This is a genomic window from Bacteroidetes bacterium SB0662_bin_6 (assembly GCA_009839485.1).
Taxonomy (GTDB): domain Bacteria; phylum Bacteroidota; class Rhodothermia; order Rhodothermales; family VXPQ01; genus VXPQ01.
This window is the reverse complement of sequence record VXPQ01000046.1, coordinates 196,127-212,903: the sequence shown is the minus strand read 5'-3', so window position 1 is coordinate 212,903 and position 16,777 is coordinate 196,127. Positions and strand designations below refer to the sequence as shown.

The 16,777-nt window shown below is 58.5% G+C and carries 17 protein-coding genes; 13 read left to right on the top strand and 4 right to left on the bottom strand.

Going from position 1 to position 16,777, the window contains the following annotated elements:
* Positions 1-30 precede the first annotated feature (30 nt).
* The 3 genes from F4Y00_08835 (at position 31) to F4Y00_08825 (ending at position 3,474) form a co-directional block, all read left to right on the top strand.
* Positions 31-1,194, top strand: coding sequence for a DUF2891 domain-containing protein (locus F4Y00_08835; protein ID MYE05058.1), 1,164 nt, complete (start codon positions 31-33; stop codon positions 1,192-1,194).
* Between the two features lie 143 nt (positions 1,195-1,337).
* A complete protein-coding gene (locus F4Y00_08830) occupies positions 1,338-2,534 on the top strand; it encodes a glycosyltransferase (protein MYE05057.1) in 1,197 nt (398 codons plus the stop codon).
* A 202-nt stretch (positions 2,535-2,736) separates the two neighbouring features.
* Positions 2,737-3,474: a hypothetical protein gene (locus F4Y00_08825; protein ID MYE05056.1), complete on the top strand. Its 738-nt coding sequence runs from the start codon at positions 2,737-2,739 to the stop codon at positions 3,472-3,474.
* Between the two features lie 595 nt (positions 3,475-4,069).
* Here the strand turns inward: F4Y00_08825 and F4Y00_08820 are convergent.
* Positions 4,070-4,408 (bottom strand): hypothetical protein, encoded by a 339-nt coding sequence (locus F4Y00_08820; GenBank protein MYE05055.1) that lies wholly within the window; start codon positions 4,406-4,408, stop codon positions 4,070-4,072.
* 246 nt (positions 4,409-4,654) lie between these two features.
* Between F4Y00_08820 and F4Y00_08815 the strand changes: the two genes are divergently transcribed.
* Positions 4,655-5,071, top strand: a complete 417-nt coding sequence (locus F4Y00_08815) for a cyclase family protein (protein ID MYE05054.1) — start codon at positions 4,655-4,657, stop codon at positions 5,069-5,071.
* Positions 5,059-5,550, top strand: coding sequence for a cyclase family protein (locus tag F4Y00_08810; protein ID MYE05053.1), 492 nt, complete (start codon positions 5,059-5,061; stop codon positions 5,548-5,550). The genes F4Y00_08815 and F4Y00_08810 overlap by 13 nt, the downstream gene beginning before the upstream one ends.
* Before the next feature lie 26 nt (positions 5,551-5,576).
* Here F4Y00_08810 and F4Y00_08805 read toward each other — a convergent pair whose 3' ends face one another.
* Positions 5,577-5,840 carry a hypothetical protein gene (locus tag F4Y00_08805; GenBank protein ID MYE05052.1) on the bottom strand — a complete coding sequence of 88 codons (264 nt, stop codon included), beginning with the start codon at positions 5,838-5,840 and terminating at the stop codon, positions 5,577-5,579.
* 132 nt (positions 5,841-5,972) lie between these two features.
* Between F4Y00_08805 and F4Y00_08800 the strand changes: the two genes are divergently transcribed.
* The 3 genes from F4Y00_08800 to F4Y00_08790 all read left to right on the top strand — a co-directional run bounded on the left by F4Y00_08800 (position 5,973) and on the right by F4Y00_08790 (position 7,183).
* Entirely contained in the window at positions 5,973-6,182 is a 210-nt protein-coding gene (locus tag F4Y00_08800; GenBank protein MYE05051.1) for a hypothetical protein, read from the top strand.
* Positions 6,179-6,472: a hypothetical protein gene (locus tag F4Y00_08795; GenBank protein ID MYE05050.1), complete on the top strand. Its 294-nt coding sequence runs from the start codon at positions 6,179-6,181 to the stop codon at positions 6,470-6,472. Before F4Y00_08800 ends, F4Y00_08795 begins: the two co-directional genes overlap by 4 nt.
* A gap of 144 nt (positions 6,473-6,616) precedes the next feature.
* Positions 6,617-7,183, top strand: coding sequence for a hypothetical protein (locus tag F4Y00_08790; protein MYE05049.1), 567 nt, complete (start codon positions 6,617-6,619; stop codon positions 7,181-7,183).
* Positions 7,184-7,225: 42 nt separating this feature from the next.
* Here F4Y00_08790 and F4Y00_08785 read toward each other — a convergent pair whose 3' ends face one another.
* Positions 7,226-8,005: a TatD family deoxyribonuclease gene (locus tag F4Y00_08785; protein MYE05048.1), complete on the bottom strand. Its 780-nt coding sequence runs from the start codon at positions 8,003-8,005 to the stop codon at positions 7,226-7,228.
* A 424-nt stretch (positions 8,006-8,429) separates the two neighbouring features.
* Between F4Y00_08785 and F4Y00_08780 the strand changes: the two genes are divergently transcribed.
* From F4Y00_08780 to F4Y00_08765, 4 genes are all read left to right on the top strand, one after another.
* Positions 8,430-10,112 (top strand): choice-of-anchor B family protein, encoded by a 1,683-nt coding sequence (locus tag F4Y00_08780; GenBank protein MYE05047.1) that lies wholly within the window; start codon positions 8,430-8,432, stop codon positions 10,110-10,112.
* Positions 10,113-10,285: 173 nt separating this feature from the next.
* Positions 10,286-11,707, top strand: a complete 1,422-nt coding sequence (locus F4Y00_08775; protein ID MYE05046.1) for a SpoIID/LytB domain-containing protein — start codon at positions 10,286-10,288, stop codon at positions 11,705-11,707.
* A gap of 282 nt (positions 11,708-11,989) precedes the next feature.
* Positions 11,990-13,000, top strand: a complete 1,011-nt coding sequence (locus F4Y00_08770; protein ID MYE05045.1) for a sugar phosphate isomerase/epimerase — start codon at positions 11,990-11,992, stop codon at positions 12,998-13,000.
* Positions 13,001-13,003: 3 nt separating this feature from the next.
* Positions 13,004-13,315: a hypothetical protein gene (locus F4Y00_08765; protein MYE05044.1), complete on the top strand. Its 312-nt coding sequence runs from the start codon at positions 13,004-13,006 to the stop codon at positions 13,313-13,315.
* Positions 13,316-13,334: 19 nt separating this feature from the next.
* Here the strand turns inward: F4Y00_08765 and F4Y00_08760 are convergent, their stop codons facing one another.
* Positions 13,335-14,318 carry a threonylcarbamoyl-AMP synthase gene (locus tag F4Y00_08760; protein MYE05043.1) on the bottom strand — a complete coding sequence of 328 codons (984 nt, stop codon included), beginning with the start codon at positions 14,316-14,318 and terminating at the stop codon, positions 13,335-13,337.
* Between the two features lie 310 nt (positions 14,319-14,628).
* Here F4Y00_08760 and F4Y00_08755 point away from each other — a divergent pair, with 310 nt between their 5' ends.
* Positions 14,629-16,755, top strand: a complete 2,127-nt coding sequence (locus tag F4Y00_08755; GenBank protein ID MYE05042.1) for a T9SS type A sorting domain-containing protein — start codon at positions 14,629-14,631, stop codon at positions 16,753-16,755.
* The last annotated feature ends 22 nt before the right edge of the window (positions 16,756-16,777 follow it).

Sequence of the window (16,777 nt, the reverse complement as noted above, 5' to 3'; positions counted from 1 at the left end):
AGTTCTGACCAGAAAGGAAGGAGGAATGCGATGGTTCACCACGATCCGAGACGGTGGTTCGGCGTACTGGCGCTCGTGGCTGGATTGGTGGGGGCCTGCGGAAGCAGCGATCCGGCGCCTTTCGACGAAGCGGCTCCCGTGGACCTGACACCTCCGAAGCTTGAGGAGACGGGCGTGTCCGCGTTCGCGGCGCTCGCCCTCGACTGCGTGACGAAGGAGTATCCGTACGGCCTGCGGGTGCGCTTGGAGAGCGACGACGACCTCGGCTTGCCCCGGGATCTGACGCCGGTCTTCTACGGCTGCTATGACTGGCACTCCGCAGTCCACGGACACTGGCTGCTGGCGCGCCTGACCCGCCGGTTCCCTGATGCCGAGTTCGCTTCCGATGCGCGGATGGCACTCGATCATAACTTAACCGATGAGCGGGTTGCCGGCGAACTTGACTTCGTTTCGAAGGAGGGCCGGCGCGGGTTCGAGCGTCCCTACGGCCTGGCCTGGCTTCTCCAGCTCGACGCGGAGCTTCACGAGTGGAGCGCCGATCCGGAATCCTCGGATGATGACCGAGGGCGGGCCGCCCGCTGGCGCGAGACGCTCGCGCCCCTGGTTGCGAATGCCGTGGAGCGGCTCGTTGAGTTCCTGGACAAACTCGAATATCCTGTGCGCGTGGGCGAGCATGAGCAGACGGCCTTTTCAGCGGGGTTGATCCACGACTGGGCGATGTCCGTGGGCGACCAGTCCATGCAGGATCTGCTGGCGGCTCGGGCGGGTGCCTGGTACGGCGACGACCGTGACTGTCCGGTGGACTACGAGCCGTCGGGGCAGGACTTCCTTTCGCCCTGTCTTGCCGAGGCCGACTTCATGCGGCGGGTGCTGCCGCCCGGAGAGTTCGCCGCTTGGCTCGACGGCTTTATGCCGGGCCCGCTACCCAGGATGCTGGAACCGGTACACGTTCCCTTTGACGAAGAGGATGCTTTCGGGCATCTGCACGGCCTGCACCTGAGCCGCGCCTGGATGCTGCAGGGCATCATGAGCGCGCTTCCGGAAGATGACGACCGAAAGGCAGCGATGGCGGCGCTCGCGGCCCGGAATGCCGAGGCCGGCTTCGCCGGGGTAGATCCAAACAACTACGTCGGGAGCCATTGGCTCGGCAGCTTCGCGACGTATCTGTCCACGCAGCGGGGCATCAGGCAGTAGCGGCCGTGCGCGGCGACTGTGCGCTGGCAGAGTTGGCCGGGTCTCAATGATCTTTTTTTACTCAAAAGGGGGTATTCAAGGCACCTACGCAATCCCGAAAACCTCCCGGGCCGTCCGGCTCCGGCCTCATTGAAGCCACCTGCATGACGACATTTCTGGTCGCTCACTCGGCGCTCGCCCTCGCGGCCCTCACCCTCGCCGCATGGGTGGCTTTCGCCATCGGCGCCCTGTTCGATCATTACAGGATCCCCCGGCTGGAGGATGTGGCCCCACCAGGCCCCGACGATTCTCCACTTCCCCGCCTTTCCATCATTGTCACCGCCCATAACGAGGAGCGCTCGATAGAAGGCGCCCTGCGGTCGCTTCTCGCCCTCCGATACCACGACTACGAAATCGTCTTCGTCAACGACCGCTCCACCGACTGTACGGGAGAAATCGCCGAACGTCTGGGCGCCCGGGACCCGCGTCTCAACGTCCTGCACATCGACGAACTCCCGGCGGGTTGGTTCGGCAAGCCTCACGCGGCCCAACGCGGCGCGGATGCAGCCACCGGCGACGTCCTCCTCTTCACCGACGCCGACGTGGTCTTCGCCCCCGACGCCGCAGCGCTTGGCGTGCGCTACCTCGTCCGGCAGCGACTCGATCACTTGGCTGCGGCGCCGCGACTCACGCTCACTGGCGTCATGCTACAGGCTTGCACGATTACATTTCACCTCCTGGTCGGCGCCAGACAGCGGCTCTGGAAGGTGCAGGATCCGCGCAGTTCCGCCTTCATTGGAGTGGGCTCCTACACGATCATGCGCGCCGACTCGTACCGCGCCGTCGGGGGACACGCACGGGTCGCCCTCCGGCCTGACGAGGATATCCGGCTGGGCCAGGCCGTGAAGATGCGGGGGATGCGATCAGCCTTCCTGAAAGGAAAGGCGATGCTGGAGTGCACCTGGTACCACTCGCTCGGCGATTTCGTTCGCGGGCTTGAGAAGAATCTGTTCGCCGCCCTGGACTACAGTCTCTTCCTGGCGACGGGCGCCACCGCCACGCTAATTTGGCTCGCCGCCGCACCGCTCGTCCTCGCACCGCTGCTTCTGGCCAACGGGCAGCCGCTTGCCGGCCTGCTCTTTGCCGCCTGCCCGCTCATCTACTGGGTAGTCGCTACAACCGCCTCACGGGACGACTCCTACCCCTGGTGGAGCGCGCTGCCCTTCCCGCTTGCGGTACTCATTTTCGTCTATGTGCTGTGGCGCTCCACGTTTCTCACCATCTTCCGCGGAGTCATCTGGGGAGGCCCGCCAATCCCGTTTTCCAAGTTGCGCAAGGCGCGGATTCGGGTGCGGGGCTGACCAACCGAAGAGGGCTGGACGTTTTTTGTGAGGTTCTTTTTCGGGTACTGACGGCGCGCTACGGGGATATGCTGTGGGAGTGCTGGTATCTATTGCTTGAAGAGCATTTCCGGAGCCTTAGCGCTCCGGCCTCATTGAAGTAAGAAGGCTTGGCATCCTAAACACCACCTCGGAGGTGATATGAATGAAAAGGAGCAAGCCAATGAAAACGATCGTTCGGTGCGTGCTCGTCTGTTTGATGGTCACGGCGGGTTCGCGCACCGTCGCCGGACAGGCGCCGTCAACGCCGGAGCGGCGGGCCGGCGCGGCCTTCACCGTCTCGACGCTTGGCCTCGGTGCCGATGTCGCCGTCCCGATCGCCGAGAGGATGAACATCCGCGGCGGTTTCAGCCTCTTCAGCTACAGCTACGATTCCGAGAATGACGGGATCGTGCTCGACGCGCAGTTGCAGCTGCGCTCGGTTTCCGCGCACCTCGACTGGTTTCCGTTCGGCGGCGGCTTTCACCTGAGTCCCGGAGTGATGCTGTACAACGGCAACGAGGTCAACGCGGATGCGCGCGTGCCTGGCGGCGACGCGTTCGATCTCGGCGATGAGGATTTGATCAGCGATCCTGCCAATCCGATAGTCGGCACGGCTGTCTTCTCGTTCGAGACGAAGGTGGCTCCCAGCTTCCGGATTGGATGGGGCAACATCATTCCCCGCGGCGACCGGCGATGGAACGTTCCATTCGAGCTCGGGGTCGTCTACTCGAGAGCGCCGCCGTCGGCGCTCAGCTTGCGCGGCCACGCATGCGAGAGCACCGGCGACAACTGCCGGAGCGTTGTCACCGATCCACAACTGCAGGCGGACGTGCGAGAGGAGCAGGACGAAATCAACGATGACATCAGCGTGTTCCAGGTGATCCCCGTCATCTCGATCGGATTCAGCGTCAGCTTCTGACCTAGGGAACGGGCGGCAGCGGTCCGCTCTCACCTACTCACGACCCTTAAACAAAATATATGCGGCGAAGGCCCGCCGGTCCGCAGATGATACCTGCTCAAAATCCGAAATAGCATCTTTCGCTTCCTTAATACTCCGGATCACATCCGACTTTTGCAGTACCTCGTCCGGAGCGTAATCCGCACGATGGCGGCTTTCCTGCATTCGAGCGAACGTCTCGGCGAATGCACGAATGTCTAATGGAAATTGGCCGAGGCTGTTTTCATCCCGGCATCGTTGTTTGGTAGGACGATGATTCAGTGCTCGGTATGTCAGTATCCAGGCATTTGTCTTGCGAACCGAGCTGGAGCCACCTATGAGCGTATCCGCACAGGAGCGCGCAAGGCAGTGAAACAGAGCATAGTACGTTGTACTAACAGCGCGGCGGAGATCGGTGTTTCTCGGCTTCCCCTGCCCGACTGGGATCAACTCCCATGCCGTCCTGATGAAATTTTCCGGAGACATGAGTCTGGTGACGGTCGCTGTAAAGAATTATTTATAGCATATTCGGCCCTTCGAAGAAGAACAGGGCAGAGGCTGCGGCGCCAACCGCAACTTACGTCTCTTCTTCCCACCAGGGAATGTTGTACGCCGGATCTTCCCACTCGGACTTCTCGATGAACGAGGTAATCGGGTAAGCGGTTATGTCCAGCTTTTCCAATTCGGGGTAAATGCGCCCGACTATCCTCGCCGTCCAACGGGTATCGAGGTTGTTCTGATCGCCATCGAAAATAATCTTTATCCGGAGGATCTCGTCTCCGTCATGGTCAAGATCATGCTTGACTATGATGGGATCGAAGGTGAATTCTTCAGGACTGAAGCGTTTCGCCAGGTCCCGGGCCACGATGTCCCTGACCTTGTCCAGGTCCTGCTCCGATATTTTTGTTCTGATCATGATATCCCCCGTTCTGTATTTTCCGACAAGAGGGCAGGGCGGCGATTTGCTGCGTTGTCTTTACCTCTCCAATGGTGCGTTACGGATGCCTGTGTTGGCGGTTCCTTGCTTCTCAACCTTGTTACAATCGGACGGGCGGCTCGTAACCTCGGCAACAAAGGTGGTTCGGGTTGATTGGACAGATTTTGCGGAATTTAGGGTATACTGTTATGACCTTGTCCCGACCCGATCAACCAGAGGAGACTCATGCCGAGACGCACCCGCAGAACCCACTCTTCTTCGTTCAAGGCGAAGGCAGCCCTCGCCACCGTGCGCGGCAAGGGCGCGCTGGCCACACTCACCACGGCCCTTCTCGCCGCGGGGTGTCTGCAGGATGCCCCGCCCCCTGACCACACCGCCGTCTTCACCGGCGACGCGGGCGAATGGGTCGAGCTCTCCCACGCCTTCGGACCCTCCACGATCTACTGGCCTACCGACACGGTAGGTTTTCAGCTCACCGAACTGGCGTACGGCTACACGGACGCCGGCTTTTTCTACGCGTCCTACTCCTTCGCCTCCGCCGAGCACGGCGGCACCCACCTCGACGCGCCGATCCACTTTGCGGAGGGGCGCATGACGGCGGACGAGATCCCGCTCTCGAGCCTTATCACGTGTGCGCGGTAGTCGCTCGACTGGCCGTAGTCGATGCTGCCGACGCCGATCCCGATTACCTGCTGTCGGTCGAGGATCTCACCGCGTGGGAGACCGAGCACGGTCAGATTGCCGACGGCGCCGCGCTACTCGTCCGCACGGGGTGGTCGTCACGCTGGAACGACCGCACCGCCTACCTGGGCACGGATCTCACGGGCCCCGAGGCCGTGCCCGAGTTGCACTTTCCCGGAATCGGCCCGGAAGCCGCACAGTGGCTGGTGGACAACCGCAACGTCGCGGCGGTCGGGATCGACACGCCCAGCATCGACTACGGCCAGTCGAGCGACTACCGCGCACACGTGATCCTGTACAGCGCAAACATCGTGGGGTTCGAGAACCTGACGAACCTGGACGCGCTGCCGGCGACGGGCGCCGGAATCGTGGCGTTGCCGATGAAGATTGTGGGAGGGAGCGGGGGGCCGCTGAGGATTGCGGGGTGGGTGCCGAGGTGACGAGCCCGCTATGCTGTCCGCTCCGCTCATTCCGCAGCCTCCGCCCGGCATTCCCAGGCCGCCGCGTCCAGTAACCGGGCCGCTCGCTCCGCATTCGAGGCCGCCCGTGCCGGATCGACGGCAAACGCTGAATCTTCCGGGTGCCGCCACAATCTCGCCGTTTCTTCCCATGCGTCCGCCGAAGCCTCTAACGCCTCCACAAGCTGCCGCACACACGTTTCGTCCGCCGTTAATTGCGCCGGTCCGCCCGACAGCAACGGCAAAAGCAGTAAGCCGAATATCCATCTCATTTTTATGCCTCCATGTTGTCGTTTTCGTACAATTTCCGGAGTGTTAACGCTCCGGCCTCATTGAAGCGGGCTACGCATCCGCAGTATGCTACCCTTCGGCAAAGCTACAGTTTTCTGTATCTCCAAGATCATATGAAGTACCTTCTGCAGGATCAAAAGATTTTCGCCCGTGCGTATTTGCAGTATATTGCAGAAAAGAGCGGTAATCAGCCGGTCCTGAAGGCCCTTGATTACGTACGGAATAACTCTCCGAACTTCGCTACTCAATGGGATGATGCGGACTTTAAACCGATCTTTGCCGAGTTCGAGAAACTGTTCAAAAAACTGGGATGGCGCCGATGAGCAGAATACTCCTTCCTTTGGACGATCCTAACCGGACAGATCCCACGCCCGGCAAGCTGCTCCTGTCCCTTGAGGATAATATCCTGACGCCTCCGGGCGCCGGAGATTCGTGGTTCGAGATATATGACGCATGGATAGCGGATACGACCGGGGAGGCGGAACCGCCGCGCGGGTATGAGGAATGGGACGAGCCGTGTGCCGTCGAGGATTACGACGCCGAGCATGAGCGGCTGGTAAACCGCATGAAAGAACTCTGGGGCGACCGTTGGGGTACATGGGAGGAAGAATAATGACCTTCTGGCAAGCCTTCAGGGAGCTGTTCGTCTATGCGGTTATCCGTTTTCCGGACAGGGCAGCATTTCCGGAGCGTTCTTGTCACTGTCCTGATAGGCACTATTGGATGTAAGTCCCTCTTAGTAAAACAAACAAGAATCATGGCAAAGAAATGCTTCTTATCATTTCTGTTCTTGTTATTTGCCATACCTGTATTTGCGCAAAATAATGAATTTTATGTTACTGCGACAATAGCAAGGCAAAATACAAGCTTTATACTCGAATCTCTGGCGGAAGAGATCAGAGTTGAGCCCTTTGGCGCTGGTTTTCAATATGAAAGACCGATAGCAACGAACAGCGCCCTTATTGTCGATGCTTCGTTCACGTATTATCGTACGGATCAGGATAGATCGAAATGGATGAGTTTTAGTGGAATTTTGGGTGGATTTCGCATGTATCAAAATATAAATAATAACATTCGCGTTTTTCAGACTGCCTCCATAGGGGGATCGTACCTTCGTCATAAGTTGCAGGAGGATATTACTAACAAAGAAGATCGTGACGTTGAACTTCTGTTTTATACGGATATAGGCATCGGGTACAAATTAGGAAACGTAACGGAGGTCAAAAATGCTATCTATATTAAGGCTTATGTGGATATAGACAGTACCGCACCCAAGGTTCAAAATTTTAACTATGTAGGTTGGCAATTGTCGATAAGACTTTAAGCAAGGCGCGTATTGACAAAGCTGGAGGGCGCCTGCAAGGCCCTACCCAATCCCGAAAACCTCCCGGGCCGTCCGGCTTGTAACCTCGGCCACTTTTTCCAGCGACACCCCTTTTTCCAAGGCCAGCCGTTCCGCCACAAAGCGTACATAGGCGGGCTCGTTTCGTTTGCCTCTGTATGGCATAGGCGCAAGCCAGGGCGCATCGGTTTCGAGCACCATCCGGTCGAGGGGGATGCTGCGTACGCACTCGGCCAGACCGGCATTTTTGAAGGTTACGATGCCCCCGATACCGACCACAAACCCGGCCTGCACGATGCGCGCGGCCTCTTCGGGCGTACCCGTGAAGCAGTGAAACACGCCTCGCCGGCCGTCCATCTCCTTTGAATTCCCCCATTCCTCTTCGACAATCCGGATCAGATCGCCGAAGGCTTCCCGGTTGTGAAAGACGATAGGCAGTTTCCGGTCCATAGCCAGCCGGATGTGCAGGCGCAGAAATTCCTGCTGCCGGTTGTCAAAGGAGCGGTCCCAGTAGTAATCGAGGCCGGATTCGCCTACGGCCACCACATGCGGATCGTCGCATAGCGCCGCCACCGCATCGAAATCCGAAGAGGTTGCCTCTTTCGTTTCCGTTGGGTGCAGGGCGGCCATGGCGTACAGGCCGTCAAACCGCTTGCACAATTCCAGGGCGCGATGCACGGATGGCACGTCGATAGCAGGCAGCAGTATCCGCGTTACGCCGGCCTCGCGGGCCCGGTCGATCACGGCCTCCAGATCGCCTTCGAACCGGTCGAGATACAGGTGTGCATGCGTATCGATAAGCATGGCGGGAGGTTTGTGCAGAGGGATGGTGCGTCTGCGAACGAAGTCCGCAGGCCCGGGATCCCCAAGCAGCCATCGTTTGCCCCGTTCCTCTCCTGAGTTCAAGCTCCTTACGTGTTTCAAACGCACTCTTCTCGGTGATTGAATATTTAAAAATGATCCAGATAGCCGCACCGTGTGCCCCATCATGTCCGGATCCATACCCAGAGCCAGTGTGCGATGGCCATGCCACCAATCGCCGAACTCAGCAGGTTGTTTACGAATCCGCCGATTCCGAATACAGATCTATCTATAAGGTTACAATAATGTTACACATGTAGTCTGTAATGTTACAGTTAAAATATATAGATGGCTTGTAAAACACTTGGTGTGTTGATAATCTGTAATAATCTCCCATATCCACGGCTGGTCATACCCCAAGCCAATCATGTCGGCCCTCACCAGGTTCATCGCCAGTGTTGGCGCTCTTGCCGGTCTTGTATTTCTGTTCGTGGTTTCCTCCGCAGAAGCTTCTTCGGCTCGATTTTTCCAGCAGCAGGTCCGGGACGGCAAAGCCGCGTCGGTTCGCGCGGAAGACGCGCACGACGGAGTTTCCCGAAGGGCGCGCATCACAGGGCGGGTGCCCTGCGTGGATGGAGAAGCCGCCGGGTATCCCTGCAAGGATCTGGATTTGCTGGCTTTTTTCCCCCGGGAGGATATGGGGGGATTTTGCCCTTCTTCGTCTGCGTACGACTGCTTCAATGACATCTGGGGGTGGACCGATCCGGTTACGGGTGTCGAGTACGCGCTGCTCGGGGGGGTCTACGGCGCTGCGTTTTTCGATCTGCGCGATCCCGAAAACCCCTTGTTCGTCGGAACGTTACCGATGACGCCTGGCAGCCAGGCCAGTTGGTGGCGCGATATAAAGGTCGTGAACGATCATGCCGTCATTGTAGCCGATGCTGCCCGCTCGCACGGCATGCAGGTGTTCGATCTTGCGCAACTGCGGGATGTGACCGATGCCCCGGTGACCTTTGAGCCCACCGCATTGTACGACGCCTTCGAGTCGGCGCATAATGTGGTGGTCAACGATATATCGGATCATGTATATATCGTGGGTATAGGTGCTCAGCAGGCGCCGTCCGGATTTTCATGTGGTGCGGGCCCGCATATCGTGGACATGAGCGATCCGGCGCAGCCCGTGTTCGCAGGGTGCTACGATTCCTCCGTAAGAGGTCGCACAACCAGTAGCTACACGCACGATGCGCAATGCGTTCGTTACAACGGACAGGATGCAAGATACGCCGGGAAAGACATTTGCTTCACTGCCGACGAGACAGGCGGAGCTATTACGGATGTGACGGACCCGGCTTCGCCCGAAGAACTCGGTGTATTCGGATACCCGAATCCTCGCTACACACATCAGGGATGGCTGACGGAGGACCACCGCTATCTTTTCGTAAACGACGAACTGGATGAGGGTGAAGAGACTAAGACCCGTACCTTGATCTTCGATGTAGAGGAACTGGACGATCCCGTTTTTGTGGGCGCCTGGTACGGGCCGACCACCGCTGCAGATCATAACCTGTACATCCGCGGGGACAGATTGTACGAAGCGAACTATACGGCCGGATTGCGTGTCATGGATATTTCCTACGACGGCGAGTTGTCGCTCGATGATATCCGCGAAGTGGCGTACTTCGATGTTCATCCTGCCTCGGATGCTCCAAGCTTTGACGGAGCCTGGAGCAGTTATCCCTATTTCGAAAGCGGAATCATTGCGGTTTCCAGCATCAATGACGGGTTATTTGTTCTTGCGCCGCCGTCCTTATCGGTAGGCGTAAGCGCAGAGAGCGAGGAGTTGCCTGTCGAAGTGGTGCTCCTTGGCAATTATCCGAACCCGTTCAATCCGGAGACGACGATACGGTATGCATTGCCGCAGGCCGGCAGAGTTCGTCTTACGGTGTACGATTTGCTCGGACAGGAAGTGGCGGTGCTCGTCGACGGTTCCCTGCCTGCGGGCCATCACACGGTGCGGTTCGACGGGGGCAATTTACCGAGCGGTTCGTACGTGTATCGCTTACAGGTCGGGGAAGAGGTCATGGCCCGCACGATGACGCTGGTCAAGTAACAGGGAGGACCCGTCGGGCCGGGAGGCTCTGCCGCTCCCGGCATGTGCTGCACAGGCTTCCGGGTGGTGAACAGTCGGAGGCGAGCCCGCCCCCGGAACCTCTCGACCTCGTGTTCATTGATCCCAACAGGTCTTTATCTTAAAAGAGGAGAGCGAAAATACCCCGGACCGCCATGAGGCCATGGTCGGGCGTGCCGGAAGCCTCTCCGAGATACGTTGGCGACCTGATGACCCCCTTGTTGCGCTCCATTCTTCCGTACAAAGCAGCGACCCTGGTTCTGGCGCTTTATACCCTTCCGTCGCAAGCCCAGGACGTGCGGATACGCCTGCTCGACAGGCAGGCGCCCACAAGCATTACGCTCTCCGCATATGAGGGCGTCGTGCGGCTTCACGCCGGGGAGTACACCGACGCCCTTCTGGAGATGGAGACCGGGCAGACCGTGCTGATCTCCCCGTACGGACCTTCGAACGAACTCCGGATATCGTCGGATGCGCTCACCTTGTACGCGGAGTCTCTTCGCGCCGAACCGGTGGACGGCGCCTCTTTCGGTATCGGGATAGGAGAAGATGAGGCCGGGCAGGCCCCGAGGCGGTACGCAGGGAATCTGCTTATCTCGCCGGATCAGACCGATCAGACGCTGGAACTGATCAATGCCGTCCCGCTCGAAGCCTATGTAGCCTCCGTCGTATCCACGGAATACGGCCTCGACGACCTGGAAGGATCGAAGGCCATGGCCGTACTCGCCCGCACCTACGTACTGAACGCGCCGACTAAATACGGACCGGACTACGACCTCGTAGACGACACCCGTTCCCAGGTATACCGGGGAGAGGACGTGATTCTTCCTCTGGCTCTCGAGGCGGCTCGCCGTACGGAAGGGGAGGTGTTGACATATCGCGGCAAACCCATTCAGGCCGTCTACCATTCCTCCAGCGGTGGCCACACCGCCGACAACGAATCCGTGTGGTCGTCGTCGCCTGTTCCTTACCTGCGGGGCAAATCCGATCCGTACGGCAAACAATCGCCCCACGCCGAATGGGTTACCCGCGTTCCGCGCCCGAAGCTGCTGGCCGAACTGGGTAAAAAATTCGGCGGGGAAGTTGTCGGGTTCCTTCTGGACCAGCGCAGTCCGGATGGCCGGATCGCCTCGGTTTCCCTGCTCATGCAGAACGGGCAGCGGCGTTCCGTCACCGGAAACGAGTTCCGCCTCGTCGTAATCTGGCATTTCGGGCCGCGGTCGCTCCGCAGCATGCGGTTCGATGCCGAGCGGCAAGGCAACGAATACATCTTTACCGGACAGGGATACGGACACGGTGTCGGATTGAGCCAATGGGGTGCGCACGATATGGCGAAGCGCGGCATGTCCTACAAGGAGATTCTGGATTTCTACTATACCGGCACTACGCTATCCCGTCTTGAGGATACGGATGCGGCAACCCGGATTCCGTCCGGCGTTATTGCAGGGCAAGCGCCTGCCGACACGGCGGTCGAAGAGAGTTCGTCGCCGCCCGTCGAGACGGTTTCGGAAAGGGAGAATCCGGAAGCCCCCGCGAACCCCCGGCCCCAGCCGCAAAAGCGCAGGATCGGCTGGTAACGCTCCGTGACCGGCCCCACATAATGAGGAATGATGCGGCCAGCGCGCCCCTCTCTACCTCCCAAAGGGCGCTTCACGTCCGCGACGCCCCGAATCCGCAGTGTTCCCTACTGATTCCGACGATGCAATCATGACGTCCCGTACTTACGAACGTGCAGTGCTGAGCGAAGTGAACTTGATCAAAGTATCCCTTGACTCGCAACCGCGTTATCGGTAGGTTTCTACCCTTCAACGAAGTCCGTATACCGCAACAATTATAGACCGAAAACACCTTATTGCATCATGGCACGACCGGTTACTTTATTTACGGGGCAGTGGGCCGATTTGCCCCTGGAAACGCTCGCAGAGAAGGCCTCCGGCTGGGGGTACGACGGCCTCGAGTTGGCCTGTTGGGGGGATCATTTCGAGGTGGACAAGGCGCTGTCGGACGACGGTTATTGTCAGGGCCGGCACGATCTGCTTGCGAAATACGGGCTGAAAGTCTGGGCCATCAGCAATCATCTGGTCGGTCAGGCGGTATGCGATCTCATTGACGAGCGCCACGAAGCCATTTTGCCCCCGCATGTCTGGGGGGACGGCGATCCGGAAGGTGTGCGCACCCGCGCCGCGGAGGAACTTGCGAATACGGCTCGCGCGGCCGCCCGGCTTGGCGTGCCGGTCGTGAACGGCTTTACCGGAAGTTCCATCTGGCACCTGCTCTATTCCTTTCCGCCCAACAAGCCGGGCATGATCGACAAGGGATATGAGGATTTTGCCAATCGGTTCAACCCGATTCTGGATGTTTTCGACGAGGAGGGCATCCGGTTCGCACTGGAGGTGCATCCTACGGAGATCGCCTTCGACATCGCCAGCTCCCGGCGCGCGCTTGACGCATTAGATAACAGGGAAGCCTTCGGGTTCAACTACGACCCCAGCCACCTCGGGTACCAGGGCGTGGATTATGTCCGTTTCATCGACGCGTTCCCGGATCGAATCTATCATGCGCATATCAAGGACGTGTGGTGGTCTGAGACGCCCACCGCAGGCGGTGTGTTCGGGGGGCATCTCGATTTCGGGCATCCAGACCGGTACTGGGATTTTCGTTCGGTGGGCCGCGGAGCGATCAATTTCGAGGAGATCATCCGGGCATTGAACCGGATCGGCTACCAGGGCCCGCTCAGCATCGAATGGGAGGACAGCGGCATGGAAAGGGAGCAGGGTGCCGCCGAGGCATGCGCTTTCACGAAGGATATCGACTTTGAGCAACCCGGCGCAGCGTTCGATTCCGCTTTCTCCAAGGACGAACAGGCCTGATTGATGCGGATCGCCAATGCGGTTGCCCTGCTGTTTTTCATCGCCTGGGGGGCATTTCAGCACAATGATCCGGATGCGCTGGCCTGGGCAGGGGTATACGGCGCCGCCGCCATTCACTGCATCCTCTTCGCATTGGGGCGATTTCCCCGGCCGCTTGCCCTGGCCTATATGGTGCTGTGCGTCGTCTGGGCAGTGATCCTCCTGGGAAGTCTCGTAGCCGCCGGCGAAGGAGCGTTTTCAGAGACGGCCCGGGAAGCCTACGGCCTCGTCATCTGCGCCGGCTGGATTTTTGTGTTGTACAGGAGGAGTGGGTAGAAGGTGCCGTTCTACCGTTTCATGAGTGGCTTCCCGCACTCCCTCTTGCTGCCCGTTGCAGGCGGTCCATGATGGCTGCCCCAATCCCGGTCGGTTCCACGGTCTGGCAGTAAATGGTCTCTACCTCCGCTGCGTCACAGCGCCGCATGAAATCGAAGAGGTGGTGTGCGTACGCTTGGGGTGTGGCGACCCGCTCCACAAGGTGCCAGCCTTTTTCGGAGCTGCTCTGTGTATCTTCTCCAGGGGATTCCATTCCGATATATCCCGCTTTTTCCCTGGGCGGACTGGAAGGCGCCTTGTCGACCAGTATCACCCGGGCCGTCGGCGCATAATGCCGGTGTCGTAGGCCAGGGCTTCGCGGCACGCCTACCGGATTGTTCTGAGGGCCTTGCATATCTGGAACTACTTCCCGGAGCGCCTCCAGTGATACGCCCCCCAACCGTAGTACGCGAGGAATATCCGTCGTACAGTCGATGACCGTCGATTCCAAGCCGACAATCGACGGCTTGCCCCGAAGCACGCAGGGAATTCGCCCGTCAAGGTCTTCGAGTACCGCCTGCCAGGTGGTAGGGCTTGGCCTTCCCGAACGATTGGCCGAGGGCGCCGCCACAGGACGGGCACAGGCTCGCAGAAGCGCCCGAGCCATCTTATGCTCCGGTGCGCGCACGGCGATCGTATCGAGACCCGCAGTGACCACAGGAGGCACGTCCGGACGTTTGGGGAGCACAAGGGTCAGCGGCCCCGGAAAGAAGCGCTCTGCGAGACGCTGAGCAACCATCGACGAAAAGTCAGCAATCTGGTCCACCTCTCCAACATCCGCAATATGAGCAATAAGCGGATTGTCCGTAGGTCTTCCCTTGGCCTCGAATATCTTCCGAACCGCTACGGTGTTGAAAGCGTCCGCTCCCAGCCCGTATACGGTTTCTGTCGGAAAGGCAGCGGTTTCACCGGACCGGATGAACGAGGCGGCTTCTTCGGGAGAGTCTGTGACGATGGTCTTCATGGGGAAGACATACGAAACAGGATCGGGATCCGGTCCCGCGAAGTGGAGAAATCGGAATCCGGCGTTGAGGTTAGAATGCAAGGGTGAGAGCGATAGCAATCCTATTAACGATTACGTATACTGCAGCAACCTCCATCGGGCAGGTTGACCCCGCGCCGGGTTACCTGCTGAATACCATAGCCGCACCAAATGTCCGGGCCGTACACCCGGACAGGCGAATAGGCAGGGCTATCACGCAATCTGCTCTGATGGAGGAACGGCCCGGCTCCTTTTGGTCCGGGGTCTCAATCCTCCAAGTCAGAGCAGATAAATGCGAACCACATGGTTTCTGTGGGCTTTAGCCCTTTCCCTTTGTATATCGTCCCCCGTTTTTGCACAGATGTCGAAATCTACAACACTTGATTCGCCTGCGTTCAGTGCGCCGGGGACAGTTCTCGACGAACCATTTTCGTTGAGTTTGTCACCCGGAACGTCGGGGGGCACTGTCCGCTATACGCTGGACAGTTCGGACCCCTCGGAAGAAAACGGGATACTCTACACCGATCCGCTATACATAGATGAAACGACCGTGGTGCGTGCTGCTACTTTCATGGATGGCACGGAGCCTTCGTCCATTGAGACCCGCACGTACATCTTCCCGGAAGACGTGATTCGGCAGACACAGGAAAACATGGTGGCAAAAGGGTGGCCTTCATATTGGGGAGGACACACCGTGGATATGGGCATGGACCCGGAGATTGTCGAAGGGCGGGAAGAAGAAGTCATTGCGGCATTGCTGGCCGTTCCATCCTTTTCCATCGTTCTTCCGTTCGATTCCCTCTTTGACGAACAGCGAGGAATACACCCCAATGCACAGGAACGCGGGAGAGATTGGGAACGCCCCGCTTCCATTGAACTGATTTATCCCCCAGACTTTCCGGCGGAAACCGGACCATTGGCAAGGCATGGAGATCGTGAAGGATTTGCGGTCAATGCGGGCATCCGCATTCGCGGGGGATTTAGTCGCAGAATTACCATGCCCAAGCACTCCTTCCGACTGTATTTTCGAGGAAGTTATGGGCCGAAGAACCTGCGGTATGACCTGTTTGGGGACGAGGGAACGGACGAGTTCGACAAGTTCGACCTGCGCACTGCACAAACCTTTTCTTGGTCTGCCAGTGGGTCTGCACACAATACGATGGTCCGGGACGTGTTTTCCCGCGATACCCAACGGGATATGAACGTTCCGTATACCCGCAGTCGCTACTACCATCTATACCTGAACGGTCAGTATTGGGGTGTTTTCCAAACGCAGGAACGGGCAGATCACTGGCACGGTGAATTATACCTCGGCGGGGATAAGGATGACTACGATGTCATCAAGACGAACGCCTATAACATGGAAGTCGGGGATGGAACAGAAGACGCATGGCGCACCCTTTACGACGAAGCGAACAAACTGGCCGCTTTGACTACTTGGGGGAAACGCGATTCACTGTACATGAAACTGCAAGGGCTGAACCCGGACGGGTCGCGCAACCCCGATTATCCGGTACTACTGGATGCGGACAACCTGATCCAATACATGCTCATTATTTTCTGGACCGGAAACACGGACGGTCCAGCCCAGGTGGATGCCAAAGGGACAAAGAATTGGTTCGGTATGCGCAATCGTGAAGGTGAACGGGGATTTACATGGTTTGTACATGATGCGGAGCATTCGCTTTTCCATGTACCCTCATGGGGTAAGTCTCACAACCGGACCGGCCCCTTTCCCACGGGAGACGAATTCAGGTTTAGCAATCCGCAATGGATTCACCAACAGTTGATGGCATCGAACCAGTATCGGCGGCGGTTCTCCGAACTTGCACAACAACATTTCTCTGATGGCGGAGCCTTGAGCAACGAGGCCGTACTTGCTCGTTGGGATGTCCGTGTTGATGAAGTTCGCCAGATCATCCTTGCGGAATCAGCGCGTTGGGGCGATGTCAAATCTTCCCCGGCCAAGACCCCAGACGACTGGCTTCGAGCAGTAACGTATGTGCGTGATGAATTCCTACCCACGCGGACACCCGTGGTTATCGAACAACTCAAGCGAACATGGCGGTATCGGCACGGAATACCTGGCAATTCTTTGGTGTATGCGCCTTTGTATATAGATGCGTCCGTGTCCGTCGATTCGGACGAACTACCGGGTGGCATATCCCTTTCGCAGAATTATCCGAACCCGTTTAATCCGTCTACAACCGTAACGTACACATTGGACCGTTCCGATTCCGTTGAGTTGTCTGTGTACGATCTGACTGGACGTGTCGTATCTACGCTTGTGGACGGGATACAACTCGCAGGAAACCATGAAGTCCGTTTCGATGCCGGTGATCTGCCGACCGGAACGTACCTGTACCGTTTGCGCACCGGAACCGAAACCCAAACCCGAACCATGATCCTTGTGCGATGAAGAAGTCCAAGAAACACGGTGT